The sequence below is a fragment of the Streptosporangium sp. NPDC002524 genome (assembly GCF_040295985.1).
Taxonomy (GTDB): domain Bacteria; phylum Actinomycetota; class Actinomycetes; order Streptosporangiales; family Streptosporangiaceae; genus Streptosporangium.
Genome location: NZ_JBEOWK010000054.1, coordinates 1 through 21,070 on the forward strand (window position 1 = coordinate 1; position 21,070 = coordinate 21,070).

17 protein-coding genes are annotated in these 21,070 nt (G+C 71.4%); 10 read left to right on the forward strand and 7 right to left on the reverse strand.

The genetic code is table 11. From position 1 onward, the window contains the following. Positions 1-91: 91 nt before the first annotated feature. The gene (locus ABT053_RS42685) at positions 92-1,045 is read right to left on the reverse strand and encodes a hypothetical protein (protein WP_350977789.1); all 954 of its coding nucleotides are present in this window, start codon (positions 1,043-1,045) and stop codon (positions 92-94) included. Positions 1,046-1,059: 14 nt separating this feature from the next. Further along, entirely contained in the window at positions 1,060-2,325 is a 1,266-nt protein-coding gene (locus ABT053_RS42690) for a GTPase domain-containing protein (protein ID WP_350977790.1), read from the reverse strand. 462 nt (positions 2,326-2,787) lie between these two features. On the opposite strand from ABT053_RS42690, the gene ABT053_RS42695 reads away from it, so the two are divergent. Further along, positions 2,788-3,447, forward strand: coding sequence for an HAD family hydrolase (locus tag ABT053_RS42695; protein WP_350977791.1), 660 nt, complete (start codon positions 2,788-2,790; stop codon positions 3,445-3,447). Positions 3,448-3,566: 119 nt separating this feature from the next. On the opposite strand, the gene ABT053_RS42700 is transcribed toward ABT053_RS42695, so the two are convergent. Beyond that, positions 3,567-4,535 carry an aldo/keto reductase gene (locus ABT053_RS42700; protein WP_350977792.1) on the reverse strand — a complete coding sequence of 323 codons (969 nt, stop codon included), beginning with the start codon at positions 4,533-4,535 and terminating at the stop codon, positions 3,567-3,569. 431 nt (positions 4,536-4,966) lie between these two features. On the opposite strand from ABT053_RS42700, the gene ABT053_RS42705 reads away from it, so the two are divergent. Then, positions 4,967-6,280: a YncE family protein gene (locus ABT053_RS42705; RefSeq protein WP_350977794.1), complete on the forward strand. Its 1,314-nt coding sequence runs from the start codon at positions 4,967-4,969 to the stop codon at positions 6,278-6,280. Positions 6,281-6,482: 202 nt separating this feature from the next. On the opposite strand, the gene ABT053_RS42710 is transcribed toward ABT053_RS42705, so the two are convergent. Together ABT053_RS42710 and ABT053_RS42715 are read right to left on the reverse strand one after the other, a co-directional pair. Further along, positions 6,483-7,706 carry an alginate lyase family protein gene (locus ABT053_RS42710; protein WP_350977795.1) on the reverse strand — a complete coding sequence of 408 codons (1,224 nt, stop codon included), beginning with the start codon at positions 7,704-7,706 and terminating at the stop codon, positions 6,483-6,485. 316 nt (positions 7,707-8,022) lie between these two features. Further along, on the reverse strand, positions 8,023-8,520 hold the full coding sequence (locus tag ABT053_RS42715) for a MerR family transcriptional regulator (RefSeq protein WP_350977797.1): 498 nt from the start codon (positions 8,518-8,520) through the stop codon (positions 8,023-8,025). A gap of 100 nt (positions 8,521-8,620) precedes the next feature. Here ABT053_RS42715 and ABT053_RS42720 point away from each other — a divergent pair, with 100 nt between their 5' ends. From ABT053_RS42720 to ABT053_RS42755, 8 genes are all read left to right on the forward strand, one after another. Continuing rightward, the gene (locus ABT053_RS42720) at positions 8,621-9,670 is read left to right on the forward strand and encodes an aldo/keto reductase (RefSeq protein WP_350977798.1); all 1,050 of its coding nucleotides are present in this window, start codon (positions 8,621-8,623) and stop codon (positions 9,668-9,670) included. A 37-nt stretch (positions 9,671-9,707) separates the two neighbouring features. Beyond that, a complete protein-coding gene (locus ABT053_RS42725) occupies positions 9,708-9,860 on the forward strand; it encodes a hypothetical protein (protein WP_350977800.1) in 153 nt (50 codons plus the stop codon). A 243-nt stretch (positions 9,861-10,103) separates the two neighbouring features. Beyond that, complete coding sequence (locus ABT053_RS42730) at positions 10,104-10,979, forward strand: NAD-dependent epimerase/dehydratase family protein (protein WP_350977801.1); 876 nt, start codon at positions 10,104-10,106, stop codon at positions 10,977-10,979. Positions 10,980-11,013: 34 nt separating this feature from the next. Then, positions 11,014-12,279: an enolase C-terminal domain-like protein gene (locus ABT053_RS42735; protein ID WP_350977802.1), complete on the forward strand. Its 1,266-nt coding sequence runs from the start codon at positions 11,014-11,016 to the stop codon at positions 12,277-12,279. A gap of 46 nt (positions 12,280-12,325) precedes the next feature. Then, entirely contained in the window at positions 12,326-14,263 is a 1,938-nt protein-coding gene (locus tag ABT053_RS42740) for a substrate-binding domain-containing protein (RefSeq protein ID WP_350977804.1), read from the forward strand. 401 nt (positions 14,264-14,664) lie between these two features. Beyond that, on the forward strand, positions 14,665-16,068 hold the full coding sequence (locus tag ABT053_RS42745) for an extracellular solute-binding protein (protein WP_350977807.1): 1,404 nt from the start codon (positions 14,665-14,667) through the stop codon (positions 16,066-16,068). Continuing rightward, the gene (locus ABT053_RS42750) at positions 16,065-17,039 is read left to right on the forward strand and encodes a carbohydrate ABC transporter permease (protein WP_350977808.1); all 975 of its coding nucleotides are present in this window, start codon (positions 16,065-16,067) and stop codon (positions 17,037-17,039) included. Before ABT053_RS42745 ends, ABT053_RS42750 begins: the two co-directional genes overlap by 4 nt. Then, on the forward strand, positions 17,036-17,860 hold the full coding sequence (locus ABT053_RS42755; RefSeq protein WP_350977810.1) for a carbohydrate ABC transporter permease: 825 nt from the start codon (positions 17,036-17,038) through the stop codon (positions 17,858-17,860). Before ABT053_RS42750 ends, ABT053_RS42755 begins: the two co-directional genes overlap by 4 nt. A gap of 71 nt (positions 17,861-17,931) precedes the next feature. On the opposite strand, the gene ABT053_RS42760 is transcribed toward ABT053_RS42755, so the two are convergent. Next, positions 17,932-19,461, reverse strand: coding sequence for a golvesin C-terminal-like domain-containing protein (locus ABT053_RS42760; protein ID WP_350977811.1), 1,530 nt, complete (start codon positions 19,459-19,461; stop codon positions 17,932-17,934). Positions 19,462-20,096: 635 nt separating this feature from the next. Next, positions 20,097-20,564, reverse strand: a complete 468-nt coding sequence (locus ABT053_RS42765) for a hypothetical protein (protein WP_350977813.1) — start codon at positions 20,562-20,564, stop codon at positions 20,097-20,099. Between the last annotated feature and the right edge of the window lie 506 nt (positions 20,565-21,070).

A 21,070-nucleotide genomic window follows, 5' to 3' on the forward strand; every position in this document is an offset into this window, starting at 1 on the left:
AACGCCCGCCCCACCACCGACGCGCCTCACGGGCGGGCTCATCAGCCGCTACACCTGGCCGCACCTACTCTTCGCTTTAGGACTTACTCGTCTAGCGCCGGGGTGGGTCGGTGATGCTCGGGGTGGGGCACGGGGTGTCGGGAGTCGCCGTCACCCGTGCCTCCGCGCAGGCGGTGGGCACCCGCGGCTCGGCCGGTCGCCCGAGTGACCACAGCAGGGTCCCGGCGGCGATCGTGAGAACGATCACGGCGATCGCGGCGATCAGACCACGGCGTGAGGGACGAGGCGCGCCGGGCACTCCGGCCGCGGATCCGTGAGCCCCGGCTTCGGTCCCGGTCGTGGATCCGCGAGCCCCGGTCCCGGCCTCGGCCCCGGTCCCGGCCTCGGTCCCGGTCCCGGCCTCGGCTCTGCGGGCCCCGGCTCCGGTTCCGGCCTCGGTCCCGGTCGCGGATCCGTTGGGCCTGGTCCCGGCCTCGGTCTCGCTCCTGGTCCCGCTTCCGCTTCCGCTCCCGCTTTCGGTTCCAGTTCCGGTCTCGGACAGGGGGGCGGGGGCGGTGCGGGGCGCGGTTTCGGGGGTGGTCGTGCGGAGGCCGAGAGCGGTGGACGGGCGGGTGCGGAAAGCGTCCTCGCCGTCCAGGAAATCCCGGTAGACCTCCAGCACCAGGGCGCGGGCGTGCCGCAGGTCGGCTTCCGTCACCGCCGGTACGCGGTCAGGGCGGCAGATCAGCCCGTACGAGAAGCTCAGCGCGCGGCCGAACTCGTCGAGGGTCTTCCCCCGGCCCGATGGGTCGTCCGGCAAGCCGAGATCCGCCGGTGCCGGGTTCTCGTGGCGTACGAGCGCCAGGAGCGGCACGCCGCCCGGCGTCGTGAGCTCGCCGAATCCGGCAGGGGGGTTCGTCGTCCGCCCGACCTGCTCGCCCAGCCAGCCGTGCTCCTCCCGCTCGACGAGGAAGTCCGGGGCCAGCAGGATCCGGTAACCGCGTTTCCTTCCACGGGCGTACAGGAAGAGCCAGCCGGAGGTCCGGTCGTCTTCGCCGCCGCTCACCGCCGCGTTCTCCTTCACAGTCTGGAGGCCGGGAACTTCGTCTCCAACATGCTGACCTGCCTCTGGAACTCGTCCAGGACCCGCTGCCGGGAACCGTAGATCAGCGCGGCCTCCTTGTTGGCCGCGCTCAACTGGTCCAGCAGGTTGTCGCGGCGCTCGTCCAGCGGGCGGCTGGACCACTGCACCCACAGGTCCAGAAGCTGGTCGCCGCCGGTGACGCCGGGAACGACGGAGAAGGCCGTTCGCAGTGCCCGCGCCGTCGGCTGGCTCAACCGCCGGCCCATGTGCGCGAGGAAATCGCGCGAATCGAGCTTGATCCGGTCCTCGACCTCCGCGAACATTTTCTCCTTCGCGGTCCGCTCCAGCGAATGGGACAGCTGGTAGAAGACATCGGGTATCACCACGGAAAGCGGCAGCTCGACGTAGGCGGGCCGGACCCTGGAATCGAGATTCTTGACCACGTGGCCGTTCTCGTCGACCCTCGCGAATCCCCGGCCGACGGCGCTGACCGGAATCAGCCGCACGACCCGCTGCCCGCTCTTCGCCCGCACCAGCGCCGCGAAGGCCGGATAGGAAAGGAGCAGGTCGCGGACGACGCGCAGTCGCCGGTCGTCGTGCTCCTCCGATTCGCTGAGCAGATCCCATTTGGTGATGACGAAATGGACCGGATACGTCTTCGCGATTATCAGATTGACGTAGGCGGTCAGGGCGCTCTCCAGATGGAGAGCCCCGTCGGAGGAATTCTCCAGGAGTTGCTTGATGCGGAAGCCGTCCAGGAGGATCAGCACCGCGGCGGCCGAGTCGACATACTCGACCAGGGCCCTCTGCGCGGAGGCTCCCCCCTCCTGCTCCTCGGTCAGGAGCTCACCGGCGTACTCGAGGTAGTTGATCTGCGCCACCTCGTGATGCTCGCCGTTCACATGGGTCATGCACGTGAAGGTGAACTCGCGCGTCTCCCCGGTCTTCGTGCTGTCGGGCCAGCTTCCCGCCGGGTCGCTGACCCGCCGGTAGGCGCTGTTGAGCACGGTCATCTGGTCGTGCGGGACCTTCAGGTAATAGTCGGTGTACGCGGGCGCCTGCAACCGGTGGAACATGCTCGCCAGCAAAGCGGTCTTACCCGCGCCGGAAGCGCCCAGGGCCACGACTTTGACGGTGGGCAGCAACTCCTGGCGGGCGATCTCGCTGAGCTCGGTCCGTGAGGCCAGGTCTTTTGTTCGCTGAACCGCGAGTCTTCGCCATACGACGACGACGATGACGGCCAGCAGAATGAGAATCACCACGAAAAAGGGCATGGGCTCGGCCGCCTGACTGCGTTCGCGCAACATCGACTATGAAAAGATCGTGTTCACCGTTCCCCGGATAGTCATTTTTCTTGCGTGACGAGCGGGCCGTCAAGAAGCGGGATCCCGGCGTATCGAGGATGTGACCTGATCAGATCGTTTCGTGCGCGGGACGCGCGTCGTTCCGGCTCGTCACATGGATCACGGAAGGTCCGCTGGAAGTGCCGGGAAATCGATGACGGACATAAGTGCTGCTATCACGTTCTTTCAGGATATTTCCTACTTTCGGTGGTTAGTTGAGTGAACCAACGGGGCGGACGGTCACGGTGTCAACGCCGACGCCGACCGCGAGCCTCTTCTCGAACGCGACGGGGTTTTCGCACAGCGCGCCAGGAGGGTTCTTTCCCAATCCCGGGAACACCGGTCCGAATGGCGCCGTACGGGCGGGGGCACATCCCCCTCATGGCCGACACCGCCATCGTCGACATCGACGGCACCCTGGTCGACACCAACTACCAGCACGCGCTCGCCTGGTTCAGGGCGTTCGGGCGCTACGACGTGTGGCTGCCGGTGTGGCGCATCCACCGGCACATCGGCATGGGCGGGGACCAGCTGGTGGCCGCCCTCGCCGGTGAGGACGTCGAGCGGCGGCACGGCGACGCGCTGCGCGACGCGTGGGTGGAGGAGTTCGACGTGTTCCTCGACGACATACGGCCCTTCGAGGGGGCCACGGAACTCCTGGACGAGCTCGGCGGGCGCGGGTTCACCGTCGTGCTGGCGTCGTCGGGCAAGCCCCAGCACGTCGAGCACTTCATCGACCTCGTCGACGGCCGGTCGCGCTGCCGCGCGTGGACCACGTCGGAGGACGTCGAGGCGACCAAGCCCGAGCCCGACCTGCTCCAGGTGGCACTCGCCAAGGTCGAGGGCGCGTCGGGTGTCGCGGTGGGAGACTCCACCTGGGACTTCCTCGCCGCCCGCAGGGCGGGCATACCCGGCATCGGGATCCGCACCGGAGGCTTCTCGCCCGAGGAGCTTCGCGAGGCCGGGGCCGACCACGTCTTCGACTCCCTTCCCGAGCTGATCGGCAACCTCGGCCGTACCCCGCTGCGCGCACCTCCCTGAGCCACGCGCCCTTCGGGGAGGGAAGATCCCGGGCACGGCTGGATCCCGGATCTGGAAGTGTCGCGAGCCCGGCGCGATACCGCGTCCGAGACCGGGTCCGGGTCCAGGTCCGGGGACGATCAGCTCCAGGGCAGTGTGCCGCGCCTCGCCCAGTAGTCCTCCGGTTCCTCCGCCAGCCCGGCAAGCCGTCGCTCCAGCTCCGCGTCCCACCCCGTCCCGGCCGCGGCGAGGTTGTCGCGCAGCTGCCCGGCCGAGACCGCGCCGCTCAGCACCACTCCCGCCCACGGCCTGGCCAGTACGGCCGCGAGGGCGAGCGCGTCCGGCGTGGTGTCCCGCTCGCGCGCGGCGGACGCGAGCGCGGCGGGGGCGGCCCGGACGGTCAACCGGCCGTTCGCCACCCCCTCCTTGACGATCACACCCATCCCCGCCTCGTACGCCCGCCCGAGCGCCTCACCGGCCGAGCGTTCCAGCAGGTTCCACGTCGACTGCACCGTGTCGAACAGCCCGGTCTCGACCGCCCGCCCGATGGTGTCCGCCTGGCGCGGCCCGCTCGTCGACAGCCCGATCGCGACGCCCTCGGCCCGCAGCGCGCGCAGCCCGTCGAGCACGTCCTCGTCGTCGAGCACGCCGCTCTCGGCCGTTGCCGAGTGGATCTGGTAGAGCGAGAGGTGCTCGCCGAGCAGCGCGCGGGTCTGTTCCAGCTGGGTGCGGAACCGGTCGGCGGTGAGCTCCTTCACCTCGTGCTGTTCGGCGTCCAGCCGCCAGTCACCGACGTATGCGTATCCCCATTTCGAGCCGACCGTGACGGCCCCCGGGGCGATCCCGCGCTCGCGCAGCCACCCGGCGAGGAACTCCTCCGCCCGCCCGTACGAGCGCGCCGTGTCGAGGTAGCGCACGCCCGCCGCCCACGCCGCGTCGAGCACGGCCCAGGTGCGCGACCGCATCGCGGCGACGTCCCGGTCGGCGCCGAGGTCGTCGGCGCGGCCGAGCGTGATGTAGGCGGGGCGGCCGAGGGCCGCCAGCCCCAGGCCGAGCGGTGTCACGGACAGGGCCGTCTGGCCCAGCGGGCGTCGGACCAGCGCGTTCATGGGCGCCAATATAGCGACCACGGCGCCCGGGAGCGCTCAGGGCTTTCAGGGCGTTCGGGGCGTTGGGGACGTTCGAGCACGGGAGAGTCCATGATCTCCGACGTGCCGCGCCGCGTCTCGAGGCGCCGAGCCACCGAGCCACCGACCGCTCTCCGTCGCGCCATGTCGTACGGGCGGTGGCGGTGGTTACCATCGCCGGGGCCGTTCACAGCTTCGTATATCGAAATGGTTTTATATTTTCTTCTTCCTCTTATAGAGGTTTAGCCGCTTCTCGAAAACTCGCCATCCTGCGGAGTTTGGACTCTTGACCCGCTTTCTTTAAAAATCATACAATTCTTGGACTTATGGGAATGTGGGGCTAAAGGTAGAAAATCGGGTGGCTCCACGGGGACGCGGGGAGATGCTCCGGCCGGAGTGGTTCTGGAGGGCGTATGGGGAAGTGGCGGGCCGCGATCGTCGCGGTGCTGGTGCTGTTCGTTCTGGGCGCGGGAACGCCGTTCCAGGCGGTGGCCGAGAAGTCGTACGAGGTGTGGCTGGTCGACCAGTCCAACACCAACGGGCTCGCCCACGGAGGCACCGTCAACGTGTACTCCGGACGTGACGTCACCAAACAGCCGTCGTCGGCGCAGCCCGTCCACGTCATGGACCTGGGCGGCGCGACCTCGTCCCTCTGTCTGGCGAGGACCGGCAGCGTGCCCGTACGCCCGCACATGATCGTTTTCAACAAGGCCGACACCCACGCCGCGATCGCCTTCGTCGCCAGCGGCCACGTGGTCGTCTTCGACGCCCGCACCCGGCAGCCGCTCACCTGCCTCGTCACCGAGACCGGAGCGGGAGGGGTGCGGCAGGCGCACGCCCTCTGGCCCACCGAGGACGACAGGTATCTGATCATCTCCAACCAGAACGGCAAGAAGCTGGAGCGCATCAGCACCGACTACGCCTCGAACACCTTCGTCCAGCAGCCCGCCGCGACGATCGACCTGGCCGGTTGCACCACTCCGAACGGCCTGCCGTGCCAGTCGCCCGCGCTCCGGCCGGACAACGCGCCGATCTGCCCGTTCATCGCCTCGGACAACGGCCCGGTCTTCGTCAGCCTGCGGGGCGGCGGGATGCTCGTGGTCGACTGGCACACGACGCCGATGTCGATCGTGGGGGAGTACGACACGAGCAGGATCCCGGCGAACGGGTGCGGGTACATCGAGGCGAAGGGCACCGTCTTCGGCAACGGAGGCGGGGGCACGCCGGCCAACCTCGACCAGTTCAGCGTCTTCAGGCTGCCGATGAGCGGCTACTCGCCCGCCAACCCGCCCAACACCCCGGCGGTCCAGGCGCTCTTCAACGACGACTCGCCCGAGCGCGACGCCCACGGCGTCCTCGTGTCCGCCGGGGAGCGTCACGTGTGGGCCGGTGACCGTGACGGCAACGTCGCAGAGGTCTTCGACGGGGCGAGCGGCGCCCACGTCGGCACCGTCGACCTCGTCTCGCCGTTCAGCGCGGACCCGACGGTCGACCTCTTCGCCGTCTCCCCGGACCACAAGTGGGCCTTCGCCTCGACCCGGGGGCCGAACCCGCTCTCGGGGGACCCGCACTCCTCCCACGGGAGCGACCCGGGAATGCTCGTCGTCAAACTCACCGGCAACGGCAAGAAGGGCACGGTCGAGGGCCTGATCCGGATTTCCAACGTGGACGCGGGCGGTGTCCAGCGGGCCGACGCCCACGGCATCCGCGTGCGTCGTACGAACTGACCGGGCCGGACGGTTCCGCGTGCGGCGCACGAACTGACCGGACGATTCCGCGTGCGGCGTACGAACAACCGGACCGAACGGATTCCTCGCACGGCGTACGAAGAACCGGGCCGGGCCGGGGGTGTACGTCTGACGTGAGCGCTCGCGCGGGAGGGGCTGCTCCGGTCGACCTCGCCCGGAGCGGCCCCTCGGGGGATCGGTGTCAGCTGGGGTTGGCGGCGTGGGTCAGGGTCTCCCAGGCGACGAAGAGGACGTTCGTCCCGGCCGGGCGCTGCTGCTCGGTGAGACGCTGGGTGTTCGTCATCGCGATGCCCATCCGGGTGTTCAGGGCGTTGAAGCCGACCTCGGTGATCGGGCCCAGCCCGAGGTGGAGGGTGCCCCCGCAGAGCGAGGACGGCACGGCGGCGCCGAGCTGGTACTTCGCCTGCATGCCCAGCGCGTGGCGCAGCCGCTCGCCGATCTCCGGGTAGAGGTCCTGCCCCTGGATCCGGGTGGTCTCGGCGAAGTGCGAGATGGCCGACAGCCCGTACCCGGTGTGGGTGAAGTCGCGGCAGGTCTCCTGGGTGAGGCCGTCCATGAAGGTGGACTGGCCCTGCCAGTAGTTGATGATCTCGGCGCGGGTGTCGATGCCGCTGCCCGGGGGCGCCTTGGGGAGCGCGCCGTCGGACGAGACGTAGATGAAGGCCGGCACCCGCCCGCGGAACTTGGCCACGGCCCTGTCGTAGCTCGCCCGGTCCTCGAGGAAGACGGAGATGCCGAGCGCGGCCTCCATCATGCTCAGCTCCCAGTTGCCGTTGCTGTTGGAGCCGTTGATGATCTTCGGCAGGTAGACGGTGCGCAGCATGGTGGAGAAACGGCTGACGGAGGCGGCGGACCAGCCGGTGTAGGTGTAGCGGATGATCTCGGCGGTCCTGGGCCACGAGGACCCGGCCCATCCGGTCTGCAGCGGGGCGTTGCTGTTGGTGTGGTCCCTGATCACCGCGGACCAGGCGTCCATGATCTGGATGGCCTTCTGGGCGTACCTGCTGTCCTGCGTGATGTACCAGGCCAGCGCCATGGTGTACGCGGCGAGCGCGTCCTGGCGCTCGTCGGTGCAGCCGTTGTTGGGGTTGGAGTAGGAGCCGCACTCCACGATCGCGCGCGGCTTGGGGGTTCGCGACAGCGACGCCAGGGAGTGCCCCATCATCTGGTCGAAGGCGCCCTTCCACGGCTGGGCGCCGGAGTTGACCTTCGACCGGATGAAGTCGAGCTGGGGCCTGCTGACCAGGACTCCCGGGTGGGTGAAGGTCGCCGGGGCGGCCTGCGCCCGCGCGGCCGGGAGGTTCGGCGGCGGCGCGGCACCGGCCGCGGGTGCGGAGAGGGCGGTGACGGCGAGCGCCGTGGCGCCCAGGATCGCGGCTGCCGTCGTACGGATGCGTCTGAGCATGTGGAGCTCCTCGCTGGCCTGACAGGCCAAGGGGGTGGCGAGAGGTCTCGGCAGGGGCCTTGATGACCGCCCATCCAACCGACCTCGACAGCGATCCGTCAATATCTTTAGGAAAGTTTCCTAACGTTTAAAGCTCTCATCGGCCGCCCTTATGGCGCCTCCCTCCGGGCGCGCCCGAGTCCCGTGCGACCCCGGTTGCCGGTCGTCCGGTGGCACGTTCGAGACGAGGTGGACGAGGTGGATGGAGGGGTGGGCTCGGTGTGAGCGGGTGCGGGCGGGTGCGGCAGTCGGTGGGGCCCTTGTCCTCCGGAGTCCTCTAGACCTGTTCCGGAGAACCCGTCCCGTTGGGGCCGTTCCCCCGGAGCCGCTCCTCGCGCGCCGGCCTGTTCTCCGGTGCCGGCGGTGCGACGCACTCGTGGCCGGCGGCTCCCCGGTCGATGATGTCCTCGTACACCCCGACCTTGTGGTTGATCAGGTCCAGGCAGCGGGTGAGCCGGCCGATCTGGTCGGTCACCCGCTCCCGGTGCAGGCGCAGGAGGGCGAGCCGCTCCTCCTCGTTGCCGTCTCCCCGGCGCACCATCTCCGTGTACTGGCGGATCGCGGGCAGGGGCATGCCGGAGGCGCGGAGGATGATGCAGAGGGTGAGCCACTCCACGTCGTCCTCGCCGTAGACGCGGCGCCCGCCCGGGTCGCGCCGTACGGGATTGGCCAGGATGCCCTCGCGCTCGTAGAAGCGCAGCGCGTGAACGCTCAACCCCGTGCGCTCGGCGACCTGCCCGATGCTCAGATCCGTTGTGCCCGTGCCCGTGTCCATGGCGTCCAGAATACGGACTTGACCTAGAGTCGACTCTAGATCCTACGATGCGGGGCGTCGCGACATCACGTCCGGAACGACCATCAAGGGAGCACGACCCATGCGTTATCGCGTCCTCGGCGGCACCGGCATCGAGGTGAGCGTCCACTGCCTCGGAGCCATGATGTTCGGTGCCGTCGGCAACCCCGACCACGACGACTGCGTCCGCATCATCCACGCCGCCCTCGACCGGGGCGTCAACTTCGTCGACACCGCGGACATGTACTCCGCGGGCGAGTCCGAGGAGATCGTGGGAAAGGCGCTCAAGGGGCGCCGTGACGACGTCGTGCTCGCCACCAAGGTGCACTTCCGGATGGGGAAGGGCCCCAACCGGAGCGGCAACTCGCGGCGCTGGATCCTCAAGGAGGTCGAGGAGAGCCTCCGGCGCCTGGGGACCGACTGGATCGACCTCTACCAGATCCACCGTCCCGACCACTCGACCGACATCGAGGAGACGCTCTCCGTGCTGAGCGACCTCGTACGCCAGGGGAAGATTCGCGCCTTCGGCTGCTCGACCTTCCCGGCCGAGGAGATCGTCGAGGCGCACAACGTCGCCGAGCGACGCGGGCTCCAGCGCTTCAGGACCGAGCAGCCGCCCTACTCACTGCTCGCCAGGGGGATCGAGGCCGGGGTGCTCCCGGTCTGTCAGCGTTACGGGATGGGCGTGCTGACCTGGAGCCCGCTCGCCTCGGGGTTCCTCACCGGCAGGTACCGGAAGGGGCAGCCCGTCGACCTCTCCACCGGCCGCGCCTCGCTCATGCCCGCGCGTTTCGACCCGTCGATCCCCGAGAACGCCGCCAAGCTCGACGTCGTCGAGAAGCTCGTCGAGCTCGCGACGGACATCGGCTGCTCGCTCCCCGAGCTCGCCGTGGCCTTCGCCGCGGCGCACCCCGCCGTCACCTCGGTGATCACCGGGCCGCGGACCATGGACCAGCTGGAGGGGCTGCTGAAGGGCGCCTCGCTCACCCTCGACGACGCGACCCTCGACCGGATCGACGAGATCGTGCCGCCCGGGACCAACGTGTACCACCCCGACGGCGCCTGGCGCCCGCCCTCGCTGACCGACCCCGCGCGGCGCCGCCGCCCCCTCGCGGAACGCGCCGCGGGTTAGCCCCAGTCTCTCGGGACGGCCCACAGGTCCGCACGACGTGCACGGCCCGCACGCCGTGCACGGCCCGTACGGCATGCACAACCCGTACGCCGTGCACGGCTCGCGCGGCCCGCCGGTCGATCCGGCGGGCCGTTCCGGCCTGTCGTGCGACGGTGGGCGACAGCGGGCGACAGCGGGCGACGGGGAGTGATGGCCAGTGATGGCGATTGACGGCGGGCGGGCCGGTGACCCGGTCGCCGTACCGGATGGGTGCCGTGTTCGACGAGTCGCGTACGGACGGACATCGGAGGTGGACGACGCCGCCCCGGGGGCGCCTCGGACGCGCCCGGGACGTAACGCTATTGACACGGGAATGGCGGGGGAGCAAGCTGATCGCATATGTACAAATCGATTTGCGACACGAATGAGACCTTCCCGCCGCAGGTGGTGACGCATGAGTGAGGTTCCCCGGCGGGTCCTGGTGACCGGGGCCGCGGGCAGGCTGGGGCGGCTGATGCTCGACCTGCTCGCGCACCGGGGCGTGGCCGCCACCGCCCTCGACCTCCGGGATCCGGGCGGGCCGGTGGCGGGCCGGGTGGTCGTCGGGGACGTGGGAGACCCGGCGACGGTGCGCGACGCGCTCGACGGCGTGGACGCCGTCGCGCACTTCGCCGCGATCCCGGCCCCGGTCCTCGGCACGCCGGAGGAGGTCTTCTGCGGCAACACCCGGGCGACCTTCGTGGTCCTGGAGGAGGCGGGCCAGGCGGGGGTGCGCCGGGCCGCCATCGCGAGCAGCTACTCCGTGCTCGGCCTCCCCTGGGCCTCGCGCCCCCTGCACCCGGCCTACCTGCCGATCGACGAGTCGCTGCCCCTGCAGGTCGAGGACCCGTACGGGCTGTCGAAGCAGGCCGACGAGGCGACCGGCGCGATGATGGCGCGCCGCTACGGCATGACGGTCGTCGCGCTGCGCTTCCCCCTGCTCGGAGGGCCGGGGGACAAGCTCGACAAGCGCGCGCAGGAGTACGCGGAGGATCCCGGCTCCGGCGCCGCCGAGCTGTGGACCTACCTCGACGGCAGGGACGCCGCCCTCGCCACCTGGCAGGCGCTCACCCGGCCGATCGAGGGCTACCGCGCGATCTTCGTGACGGCCGAGGACACGCTGGCCCCGCAGCCCACCGAGGAGCTGCTCGACCGCTTCCACCCCGGGGTCGAGCGGCGGGCGCCGCTGCCGGGCAGGGCCGTCCCGATCGACCTGGGAGAGGCCCGCCGCCTGCTCGGCCTCACCGTCCGGCACCCCTTCCCGGCGCCGGACGCGGCGGAGACCGCGTGACCCCTCTTCCCGCACCGGACAACGCGGAGGCCGCATGACATCCCTTCCCCTGCCCGAGACCCAGGCCCCCTGGCCCGCCAGGGACGCCCTCCGCGTCACGGGGGTGCGGCCGATCGTCACCGCCCCCGAGGGCGTGCCCCTCGTGGTGGTCCGGGTCGACACCAGCGACCCCGGCCTGTACGGCCTGGGCTGCGCGACCTTCACCCAGCGCTTCCACGCCGTGGCCGCCGCGGTGGAACACCACGTCGGCCCCCTCCTGATCGGCCGCCACCCCGCAGACATCGAGGACATCACCAGGATGGTGCACTTCTCCTCCTACTGGAGGGGCGGCCCGGTCCTGAACAGCGCCCTGTCGGGGGTGGACCAGGCGCTCTGGGACATCGCGGGCAAGCGCGCGGGCATGCCCGTGTACGAGCTCCTCGGCGGCCGGGTGCGCGCCGCGGCCGACACCTATTTGCACGCGGGCGCGGCGACCGTGGAGGAGACGATCGAGGAGGCCCAGGCGATCCTGGCGTCCGGATACCGTCACGTACGGCTCCAGACGGGCGCGCCGGGGCTCGGCCACTACGGCTCGCCCGGCTCTCCGGGCGGCTACCCCGGCTCCCCGTACCCCGACGGGTGGGACGTGCAGCGCTACCTGCGCGACACCCCGAAGCTGTTCGAGCGGGCCCGCGCCGAACTGGGGGAGGAGCCGGGCCTGATGCACGACGTGCACTCGCGGCTCACCCCCAAGCAGGCGATCGCCCTCGCGCGGGCGCTCGAACCGTACCGGCTCTTCTTCCTGGAGGATCCGATAGCGCCGGAGTTCTACGACCGCCTGCCCGAGGTGCGCGAGGCCGCCCCGATGCCCATCGCGGCGGGCGAGCAGCTCAGCTCCGTCGCCGACGCGGCCAGGATCGTCCGCGAGGGCGGCGTCGACCTGCTGCGGCTGCACGTCTCTTCGGTGGGCGGGCTCACCCCCGCGCGCAAGCTGGTCGCGCTCTGCGAGCTGACCGGCGTGGGCACCGCCTGGCACTCGCCCGCGGACGTCTCGCCGGTGGGCGCCGCCGCCAACGTGGCGCTCGACGTGACCACCCCCGCCTTCCAGATCCAGGAGGGGCACCTCTATCCCGAGGCCGTCCACGAGGTCTTCCCCGGCACGATCGGCCCCGTCAACGGATACCTCTACCCGAACGACGCGCCCGGCTGGGGCGTCGACCTGGACGAGGCGCTGGCGGCGAAGTATCCGCCGCTGGAACACCTCCACGAGCGGTGGTCGGCCCGCGTGCGCAGGCCCGACGGCGGTATCGAGCCGCCCTGAGAAACTTATAGTGGGTGTAAGGAGTGTGTCGATGTAAGATCTGCCCATGGTCCCGGCACCCTCCGAGGAGCGACCCCCCACGCGGCGTGAGCGGAGGAAAGGGGAGACGCGGCGTGCCATCGCGGGCACGGCACGCCGCCTGTTCGCCGAACGCGGCTTCGAGACCGTGACGGTGGCCGAGATCGCGGCGGTGGCCGACGTCTCGACCAAGACGGTCTTCAACCACTTCCCGGTCAAGGAGCAGATCTTCTTCGAGGCGGATCCGCTCGGCTGGCCCGCTCCCGAGCGGGCCGTGCGGGAGCGCCTGGCGGGGGAGCGGCCCGTCGACGCGATCCGCCGCGTCATGGCCAGGCCCTCGGCGGCCGGTGCCGCACCGGATCCGGACGACGCCGACGACGTGGCCGACGTGGCTGACGTGGCCGACGCCGGGGCGGTCGCCGTCCACGCGCGGATCTACCGGGACAGCCCGGCGCTGCGGTCGTACTCCCGGGAGATGTTCGCGGGGCAGGAGCGCGCGCTGCGCGAGGCGATCGAGTCCGGCGCGGGGGATCCCGGCACGGTGATCCCCGGTGCGGGGGCCTCCGGCGCGGGGGGAGGGCTCGGGGCCGGGGTCGTGGCCGCGCTCATCCTGGCGGCCGTGCGCGAGGTCTGGGAGTCCACCCTGCTCAGGATCGCCGCCGGTGCCGCCTTCGAGGACGCCGCGGCCCTCGGGCGCCGCGAGCTGGACGCGGCCCTCGACCTCCTCTCCCACGACCCTCCCGGCCGCGGCCCGCTCGGCCGTGACCCGCTTGACGGGGGCCCGGAGGGCTCTGACCTGCCCGACCAGGACCCGCCGGACCTCGCGGGTGGTGGCACGCGGAGGTTCCCGTCCGCCGGGGCGGCGCGGCCTCCGGCGGGCGAGCCCGTACGGGAACCGCGAGAGGCGCACGGAGAACGAGGGGCCGGGGGGCGCGCTCCGGCCGGGGGCGTCCGCGGGCCGGTTCGCGGTGACCGTCCCAGCATCACCAGGGTGGCGCGGCTCGCGGGGGTGAGCGCGACCACGGTGTCGCACGCGCTGAACGGGCGCCGCCCGGTGGCCGAGGAGACGCGGCGGCGCGTGCAGGCCGCGATCGACCAGCTGGGATACCGGCCCAACGTCCTCGCCCGGGGGCTGCGCACGAGCAGGAGCCAGACGATCGGGCTGATCATCCCGGACATCACCAACCCCTTCTACCCGGCGCTGGCGCGCGGGCTCCAGGACGTGCTGGGGCCGGCGGGCTACGACGAGATCATCAGCAACACCGACGGCGACCGGGAGCTGGAGCGCGCCGCCATCGACCAGATGATCGCCCGCCAGGTGGACGGCCTCGCCTTCGCGGTCTTCCACACGCACGCCGAGGACCTGCTGCCCGTCATCGGGGCGGGCATCCCCGTCGTACGGCTCGGGGGCCGCCTGGTCCAGGCCGGTGTCGACGTCGTGCACAGCGACGACGAGGGCGGGGCCGCCGAGGCCACCCGCTACCTGCTCGAACGCGGCTACCGCAGGATCGGCTTCGTCTGCGGCCCGCACGCGGAGGGGCCCGCGGCCGAGCGCGTCGCGGGTTACCGCTCCGCGCTGCTGGCCGCCGGCGCGGACGCCGACCCCCGGCTCGTGGCGCACACGCACTTCAGCCGGGCGGGCGGGTCCTCGGGCACCGGCCGCCTGCTCGACCTGCCCGAACCCCCGGACGCCGTGCTGTGCGCCAACGACATCATGGCCATCGGCGCGCTCGACACGGCCGAGGAGCGGGGGCTGCGCGTTCCCGCGGACCTGGCCGTCATGGGGTTCGACGACATCGAGGCGGCGAGCCTTGTCTCGCCGGGGCTGACCACCATGGCCAACCCGGCCAGGGAGATCGGCCAGGCATGTGCCCGCCGCCTGCTGGAACGGCTGCGGGGCGGGACGGCGGAGCTCTCCGCCGAGACGGTCATCCCGGCCCGGCTGGTCCGCCGCCGGTCGGCCTGAGCACTCCACCGCGCGTGCGGCCGTCCCTCCTCACTCCGGCGTGACCCTTGACACGCGCTGTGTTGCGTGTAAGTTTCGGAACCAATCTTAACGATTTGCGTGGACGTCGCCCCGTGATCCGGATTCCCGCCGGGGCACGGGCGAGAGCCCGGACTCATCCTCCGCGACCCCCCTGAGGAAGTGACGATGCCGATGTCAACCGGCCCATACCGATCACCTGACCGCGCCCGCCGGGTGCCGGAGCCCGCCAGGCGCGGGAGCACCGGACCGTCGCGCGCCGACCGCGGCGCGCACGCGGCATCCGCAGCGGACACAGCGCACGCAGTGGACACAACGGATGCAACGGGCACAGCGGGCACCGTACGCTTCGCACGCATCGCGGCAGTGGGGAAGGAAGCGACATGAGAGCAGGCAAGCGGGCCCTCGCCGCCGGTCTGGCGCTCGCGGTGGGACTCACCGCGGCCGCCTGCGCGGGCGGCGGGCAGGGCGGTGGCCAGAGCGGTGACCAGGGCGGCGGGCAGGCGTCCGGCCAGACGCTGAAGATGTGGACGTTCAAGCGAACCCACGCCGACGCCCTGACCAAGGCCGCCGAGCAGTTCAAGACCGAGACGGGCATCTCCGTCACCATCGAGGCGGTCACCCCCGACGACGTGTTCGTCAGCAAGGTGCAGAGCTCCGCGCAGACCGGTGACCTGCCGGACGTGCTGGAGATGCACGCGGGCGGCGAGGACCTCGAGATGGGCTCCTCCGGGCTGCTGGTCGACCTGGCCGCCGACGTCTCCGACACCTGGAAGCAGCGGCTGCTGCCGACCACCCGCGACGCCGGGCTGATGACCCAGCAGCGGATCGACCTCGCGGCCAACGACTCGCCGTACAAGCAGGTCAAGGCGGGCACCCTGTTCAGCGTGCCGTTCACGGCCGGCGCGTTCGGCATCGTCTACGCCAACAAGGAGAAGCTGAAGGCCGCCGGGCTCGACCCGGACACGCCGCCGAAGACGTGGGAGGACTTCCTCGCCGCGCTCAAGACGACCACGGACAAGGACCCCAAGCAGGGCGGTCTCTCCCTGGGCCTGAAGGTCAGCCAGACCGGCTACAACTGGGCCTACCAGCCGCTGGCCCACTCCTACCTGGGCAAGGAGAGGTTCCAGGCGCTGTTCGCCAAGGGCGCCGCGCAGGGCTTCGCCTCGCCCGACGGGATCAAGACGCTGGAGCTGTACAGTCAGCTCACCCCGTACTGGATGCCCGGCACGACGTCGCTCGGCATCGACGAGGCGGACATCGCCTTCGCGCAGGGCAAGTCCGCCTTCAACGTCGGCGGCACCTTCACCCTGGCGTTCCTCGCGCAGAACGGGATGACCCCCGACAAGGTGCTCGCCTTCCCGATCCCGCCGTCCGCCGAGGGGCTCAGCAAGGAGATCGTGATGGCGCCCCTGGCGCTCACCTCCCTCGGCGTCACCTCCACCAGCAAGAACCGGGAGGCGGCGGTCAAGTGGCTGGACTTCGTGACCTCGCCCAAGGGCGCGGGCGTCGTCGCGAAGACCTCGCTCGACCTGCCGGCGACCGACCTGGGCACGGAGGCCGAGGCGCTGCTCGGGCCCGACCTCGCGTCGCTGCAGAAGTACTTCACCGGTGCCCCGGAGGCCACCTACGACGCCGGTGACACCACCTTCTTCCCCTCCGACTACGACCAGGTCAAGCCAGGGGACCTGATGGTCAGGATGACGCCGCTCAAGGAGGTCACCCCGCAGCAGGCCGGGCCGGAGCTGGACAAGATCATGGGCTCCATGTGGAAGTCCACCAAGTGAGCACCCTCACCACCGAGGATCGTGCCGGGCGGCTCCCCGCGGAGCCGCCCGGCCGCGGGCGCGGTCGTGGCCGGAGCCGCTGGGGGCGGTGGCTGACCGGGTGGGCCTTCGTGCTGCCCGCGGTGGCGCTGTTCCTGCTGATGGGGGTCTACACCATCGGCACCGGCCTGGCGCTGAGCCTCGCGAAGTGGAACGGGCTCACCCCCGAGTGGATATGGGTCGGCTTCCAGAACTACCTGGACCTGCTGTACGCCGACCCGGTGCTCGCCCCCGAGCTGCGCCGGGCGGCCTGGAACACCCTCCAGGTCATGGTGGCCGTCCCGGCGCTCACGGTGGCCATCTCGCTGCCGCTCGCGGTCGCGCTGAACTCCGTCAGGCGGCTGCGCGGGCTGCTCCGCTCGGTGTACTTCCTGCCCTACGTCACCACCGGCATCGCGGTCTACTACGCCTGGCGCTACGTGCTGGAGCCCGACGGGGCGATCAACGTGCTCCTGGGGTCGGTCGGCCTGGGCAGCCTGTCGCAGCCGCAGGGCTTCCTCGGCAACCCGGACACCGCGCTCCCCACGCTGATCGTGGTCCTGGTCTGGTCGAGCGTTCCCGTCGCCACCCTGCTCTACCTGAGCGGGCTGCAGGCCATCGACCCCAACGTGATCGAGGCCGCCCACATCGACGGGGCCTCACCGCGCCAGGTGCTGCGGCGCATCGTCTGGCCGCTGCTGACACCTCTCACCGCGGCCATCGTGCTGCTCGGCGTGCGGGACGCGCTGCACGGCTTCCAGATCTTCCTGATCATGACGAACGGCGGGCCCGGCGGGCACACCGACGTGCTCGGCCTGCAGGTCTACCGGCTCTCGTTCATGAAGGAACTCGCCCAGACCCTGGGGATGGCGAGCGCGCTGGGCTGGATGCTCTTCGCCGGGGCCCTGCTGCTCACCCTGGTCAACGCGCGCCTGCTCAGGAGGATCCGATGATCGGGTCACGCATCGTGAAGACCGTCGCCCGCACGGCCCTGGTGGCGTACGCGCTCATCAGCCTGTATCCGTTCCTGTGGATGCTGTCCGGCGCCTTCAAGACCAGGGAGGAGATCCTCCGGAGCGGCAACCTCATCCCGGACGCCCCCACCCTGGACACCCTGCTGACCACGTGGAGCCGCCTGCACTTCTTCGACTACTTCCTCAACAGCCTCCAGGTCACCGGGCTGACCGTCGCCGGGGTGCTGGTGGTCTACAGCCTCGCCTCGTACGCCTTCGCGGTGCTGGACTTCCCCGGCAGGAAGGCGCTGTTCTGGTTCTTCGTCTCGCTGCTGTTCGTGCCGGGCATCACGGTGCTGCTCCCGGTGGTGATCCTGGAGAAGAACCTCGGCATCCTGGGCTCGCACCTGGGGCTGGTCCTGCCGTTCGTCAACGGCACCGCCCCGCTGACGGTGCTGCTGCTCACCAACGGTTTCAGCGGGATCCCCCGGGAGCTGCGCGAGGCCGCCCGGGCGGACGGGGCGCGGGAGTTCCGGATCTTTTGGTCGGTCTACCTGCCGCTCGCCCGGCCCACCCTCATCACGGTCGCGGTGCTGACCGCGGTGCCGACCTGGAACGAGTACGTCCTCACGCGGGTGTCCCTCAACGACCCCTCCCTCTACACCCTGCCGCTCGGCCTGGAGACCCTGCTGTCGGGCAACGTGCCGCACTACAACGAGGTGATGGCCGCGTCTCTGATCATCGTCATCCCGGTCATCGCGCTCTTCCTCCTCCTGCAGCGCTACTTCGTCAACGGGCTCGTGGGAGCCGTCAAGGGGTGATCCCCGGGCCCGGCGGCCCGCCTCCGGTGGGGTGGGGCGGGCCGCCCGGCCGGTCCGGGTGTCCGGGGGGCTCAGAGCCGGGTGAGGCGTACGGCGTCGGCGACGATCGGTCCCGTGCCGGAGGTCCATCGGCTCACGCCGACGGCGTTGTACGTCCCGGCCTTCAGGGCGAACGTCCCGATGCTTCGCCAGGCGCCGCCACCGGCCCGCTGGTCGACGTACACCGTCCTGCTCCCCGCGGAGGTGGCGACGATGTACGGGGCGGAGCCGTTGTGGCCGGGGGCGGCCGGGTACCAGACCTCGACCTGGTAGGTGGCCGCGGCGGGGACGGCGAACCGGTACCAGGCGACGTCGCTCGCGGTCACCGGCCTCGCCTGGCGGTGGTTGGGGCCGTGGCGCCCGGCCACGGCGGTGGAGGCGGTCCAGTTCGCGCTCGCGGTGAACGCGCCCGAGGTGGAGTTGTCGACGGTCGCCGACCAGGGGGCGGTGCTCCCGGTGACGTACCGCATGTACTTGGCCCAGTCCCAGTGCGAGCCCGGGTCGGTGTGCGTGGCGCCGGGAACCTGGTTGTGCCCGATGATGTGCGAACGGTTCTTGGGGATGCCGTACTTGTCGCAGAGGGCGCGGGTGAGGGCCGCCGAGGCGCGGTACATCGCGTCGGTGAACCAGGAGGCGTTGTTGACGAACCCCTCGTGCTCGATCCCGATCGACCTGGTGTTGTACGACCAGTTGCCCGCGTGCCAGGCGACGTCCTTGTCGCGCACCATCTGGGTGACGTCGCCGTCGGAGGAGCGGACGACGTAGTGCGCGGACACCTTCGCGGCGGGGTTTTGGAACCAGGAGAGCGTGCCCGCGTACGCCCCCTGGGTGACGTGGACGACGATCCGGTCGATCTTGTTGCTTCCCGGCCTGCTCGCGGTGGTCCGGTTGCCGGAGTGGGCGGCCACCCAGCTCGCGGCCGGGTAGTCGGGGCTCGGGGCCTTGGCGGCGAGTTCCCGCACGCCCTCGTAGACGCCGCGGTCGGCCTGCAGTTCCACGGCCGTGACCGTGACGACCTCGCCGCCAGGGGCGGTGGCCCGGACGCCCCTGCCGAGGAGGTCGTAGACGGTGTCGGCGTACAGCCTGGCCGTCTCGGAGCTGGAGGCGTTGCCGTACTTGGCCACGGCCGGGTACCACCGCCCGGCGTCCTTCCTGGTGGTGGCGTCGAGGCCGAGCGCGTCGGCGTGCGAGCGCAGCACCGCGGCGCCGCCGAGGACGTTGGCCGCGTCGTCCTGCTTCAGGGTCGCCGCCGGTGCGCCGGTCAGCTGGGCGGCGCGTTCCAGGACGCGCGTGGCGGGGTTGCTGACCAGGTGCATGACCCCGTACCCGCCGCTCGCGCTCGGCTCGCCGTCGTGCCCGTCGAGATGCGTCTCGGCGTACGCGAGCGCCACGAGCAGGTCGCGCGGCACGTCGTACGCGGCCGAGGCGCGAGCGAAGGCGTCCGCCAGGGGGCCCGCCGACCGGGAACTCGCGGCCTGGGCGGGCGCGAGGAGCAGGACGGCGAGAACGGCGGACAGGATCGCGGCTGACCGGCGGTGCGAGCGCGGCCGGGCGTTCTGCACGGAGTCTCCTTGGGAATCGGGTTTCCGGTCCCGTCCGGGCACCGGCTGATTCGGCACCGTAAAGGAGAATTGCGACAAATGTAAATAATCAACACTCCTTTGTTTGTTGGCGACAATTATCTTTTTTGATCTGGTATGCCGCGTATTTACGGGCTGGCTGATCGGTTGGCCGACGGGCCGGTCGGCCGGTCAGGACGGGGCCGCACGGGGAGGCCGGGCGGCGGGCGGCGACCGGGGAGGTGGGAACGGTGACGTCGTGACCACCCGGACGAGGCCGGGCCGACGGGGAGCGGGGGCCTCGCCGAGTTCCGCCACGGCACGGCCGGGGCCGCGAGCGGCGGAGAGCGAAGGTCTCGGCGGGTTCCGCTGTGCCACGGGCGGGAGGGAGTGCCGTGGACGGCGGGAGTGGGGACCCCGGCGAGTTTCGCCGTACGCGAGCGCCGGGCAGCGGAGGTCTCGGCAGGTCCGGTGGGTGCGGTGGGGCCAGTAGGTCCGGTAGGTCTGGTGAGTCCGGTGGGGTCGGTGGGTTTCGATGGGGTCGGTGGGTTTCGGTGTGACGCGGGTCGGAGGGGCGTGCCGTGCCCGGGTGATCTCCGGGCACGGCACGTGCCTGTTCTCGAAGGTCCCGCCGTGCCTCAGTTGGGCGGGGTCAGGTTGACGAAGGCGCCGCAGTTGCCCGGCCACGGCGGGTTCAGCAGCACTCCCGGAGCCGGATACACGACGCAGGTCGCCCGTGCGATCGTGCCCGCCGGGTTCGCCACCGTGACGAAGAGGTTGGTCAGGTCCTCCTCGAGTGAGACCTCGTTCGCGCCGGTGGGGTATCCGGCCAGCGCGGAGACGTTGTGCCAGATGGGAGTGGTCCGAGGATCCCGGACCAGGGTCGCCCCCGCGGTGGAGACGTACGCGGTGAACTCGGTGGAGCCGTCACGCGAGCTCGCGAGGGCGTTGCCGGCTCCAGCCGGTCCCGTGGGTCCGGCCGGTCCCGCCGGCCCGACCGGGCCCACGGGGCCGGTGGCCCCCGTCTGGCCGGTCGGTCCCGCCGGTCCCGCCGCGCCCACCGGGCCGATGGTGCCCGCGGGTCCCGCCGCTCCCGCCGGTCCCACGGGCCCGATCGGTCCCGCCGGTCCGGCCGCGCCCGCGATTCCAGCGGGTCCTACCGGTCCGGTCTGTCCGGTGGCGCCCGTCTGTCCCGTCTGTCCTGTCGGGCCTATGGGCCCGATCGGCCCGGCCGGGCCTGCCGCGCCGGTCGCCCCCGCCGGTCCGATGGGGCCCGCCGGTCCGATGGGTCCCGCCGGTCCCGTGGGTCCCGCCGGTCCGATGAGGCCCGCCGGTCCCGTGGGTCCCGCCGGTCCCGCCGGTCCCGCGGAGCCGCCGGGGCCGGTGGGTCCCGTCGGTCCCGCGGGTCCGGCCGCGCCCGTCAGGCCGGTCGGTCCCGCCGCCCCGGTCGGGCCGGTGGCGCCCGTCTGTCCGGTGGCGCCCGTCTGGCCGGTCTGCCCGGCCCGGCCCGTGGCGCCGGCGGGTCCCGCCGGACCGACCAGTCCCTGCGCACCCGTCGCGCCCGCCGGTCCCGCCGGTCCGGTGGCGCCGGGTGCTCCCGCGGGGCCGGTCG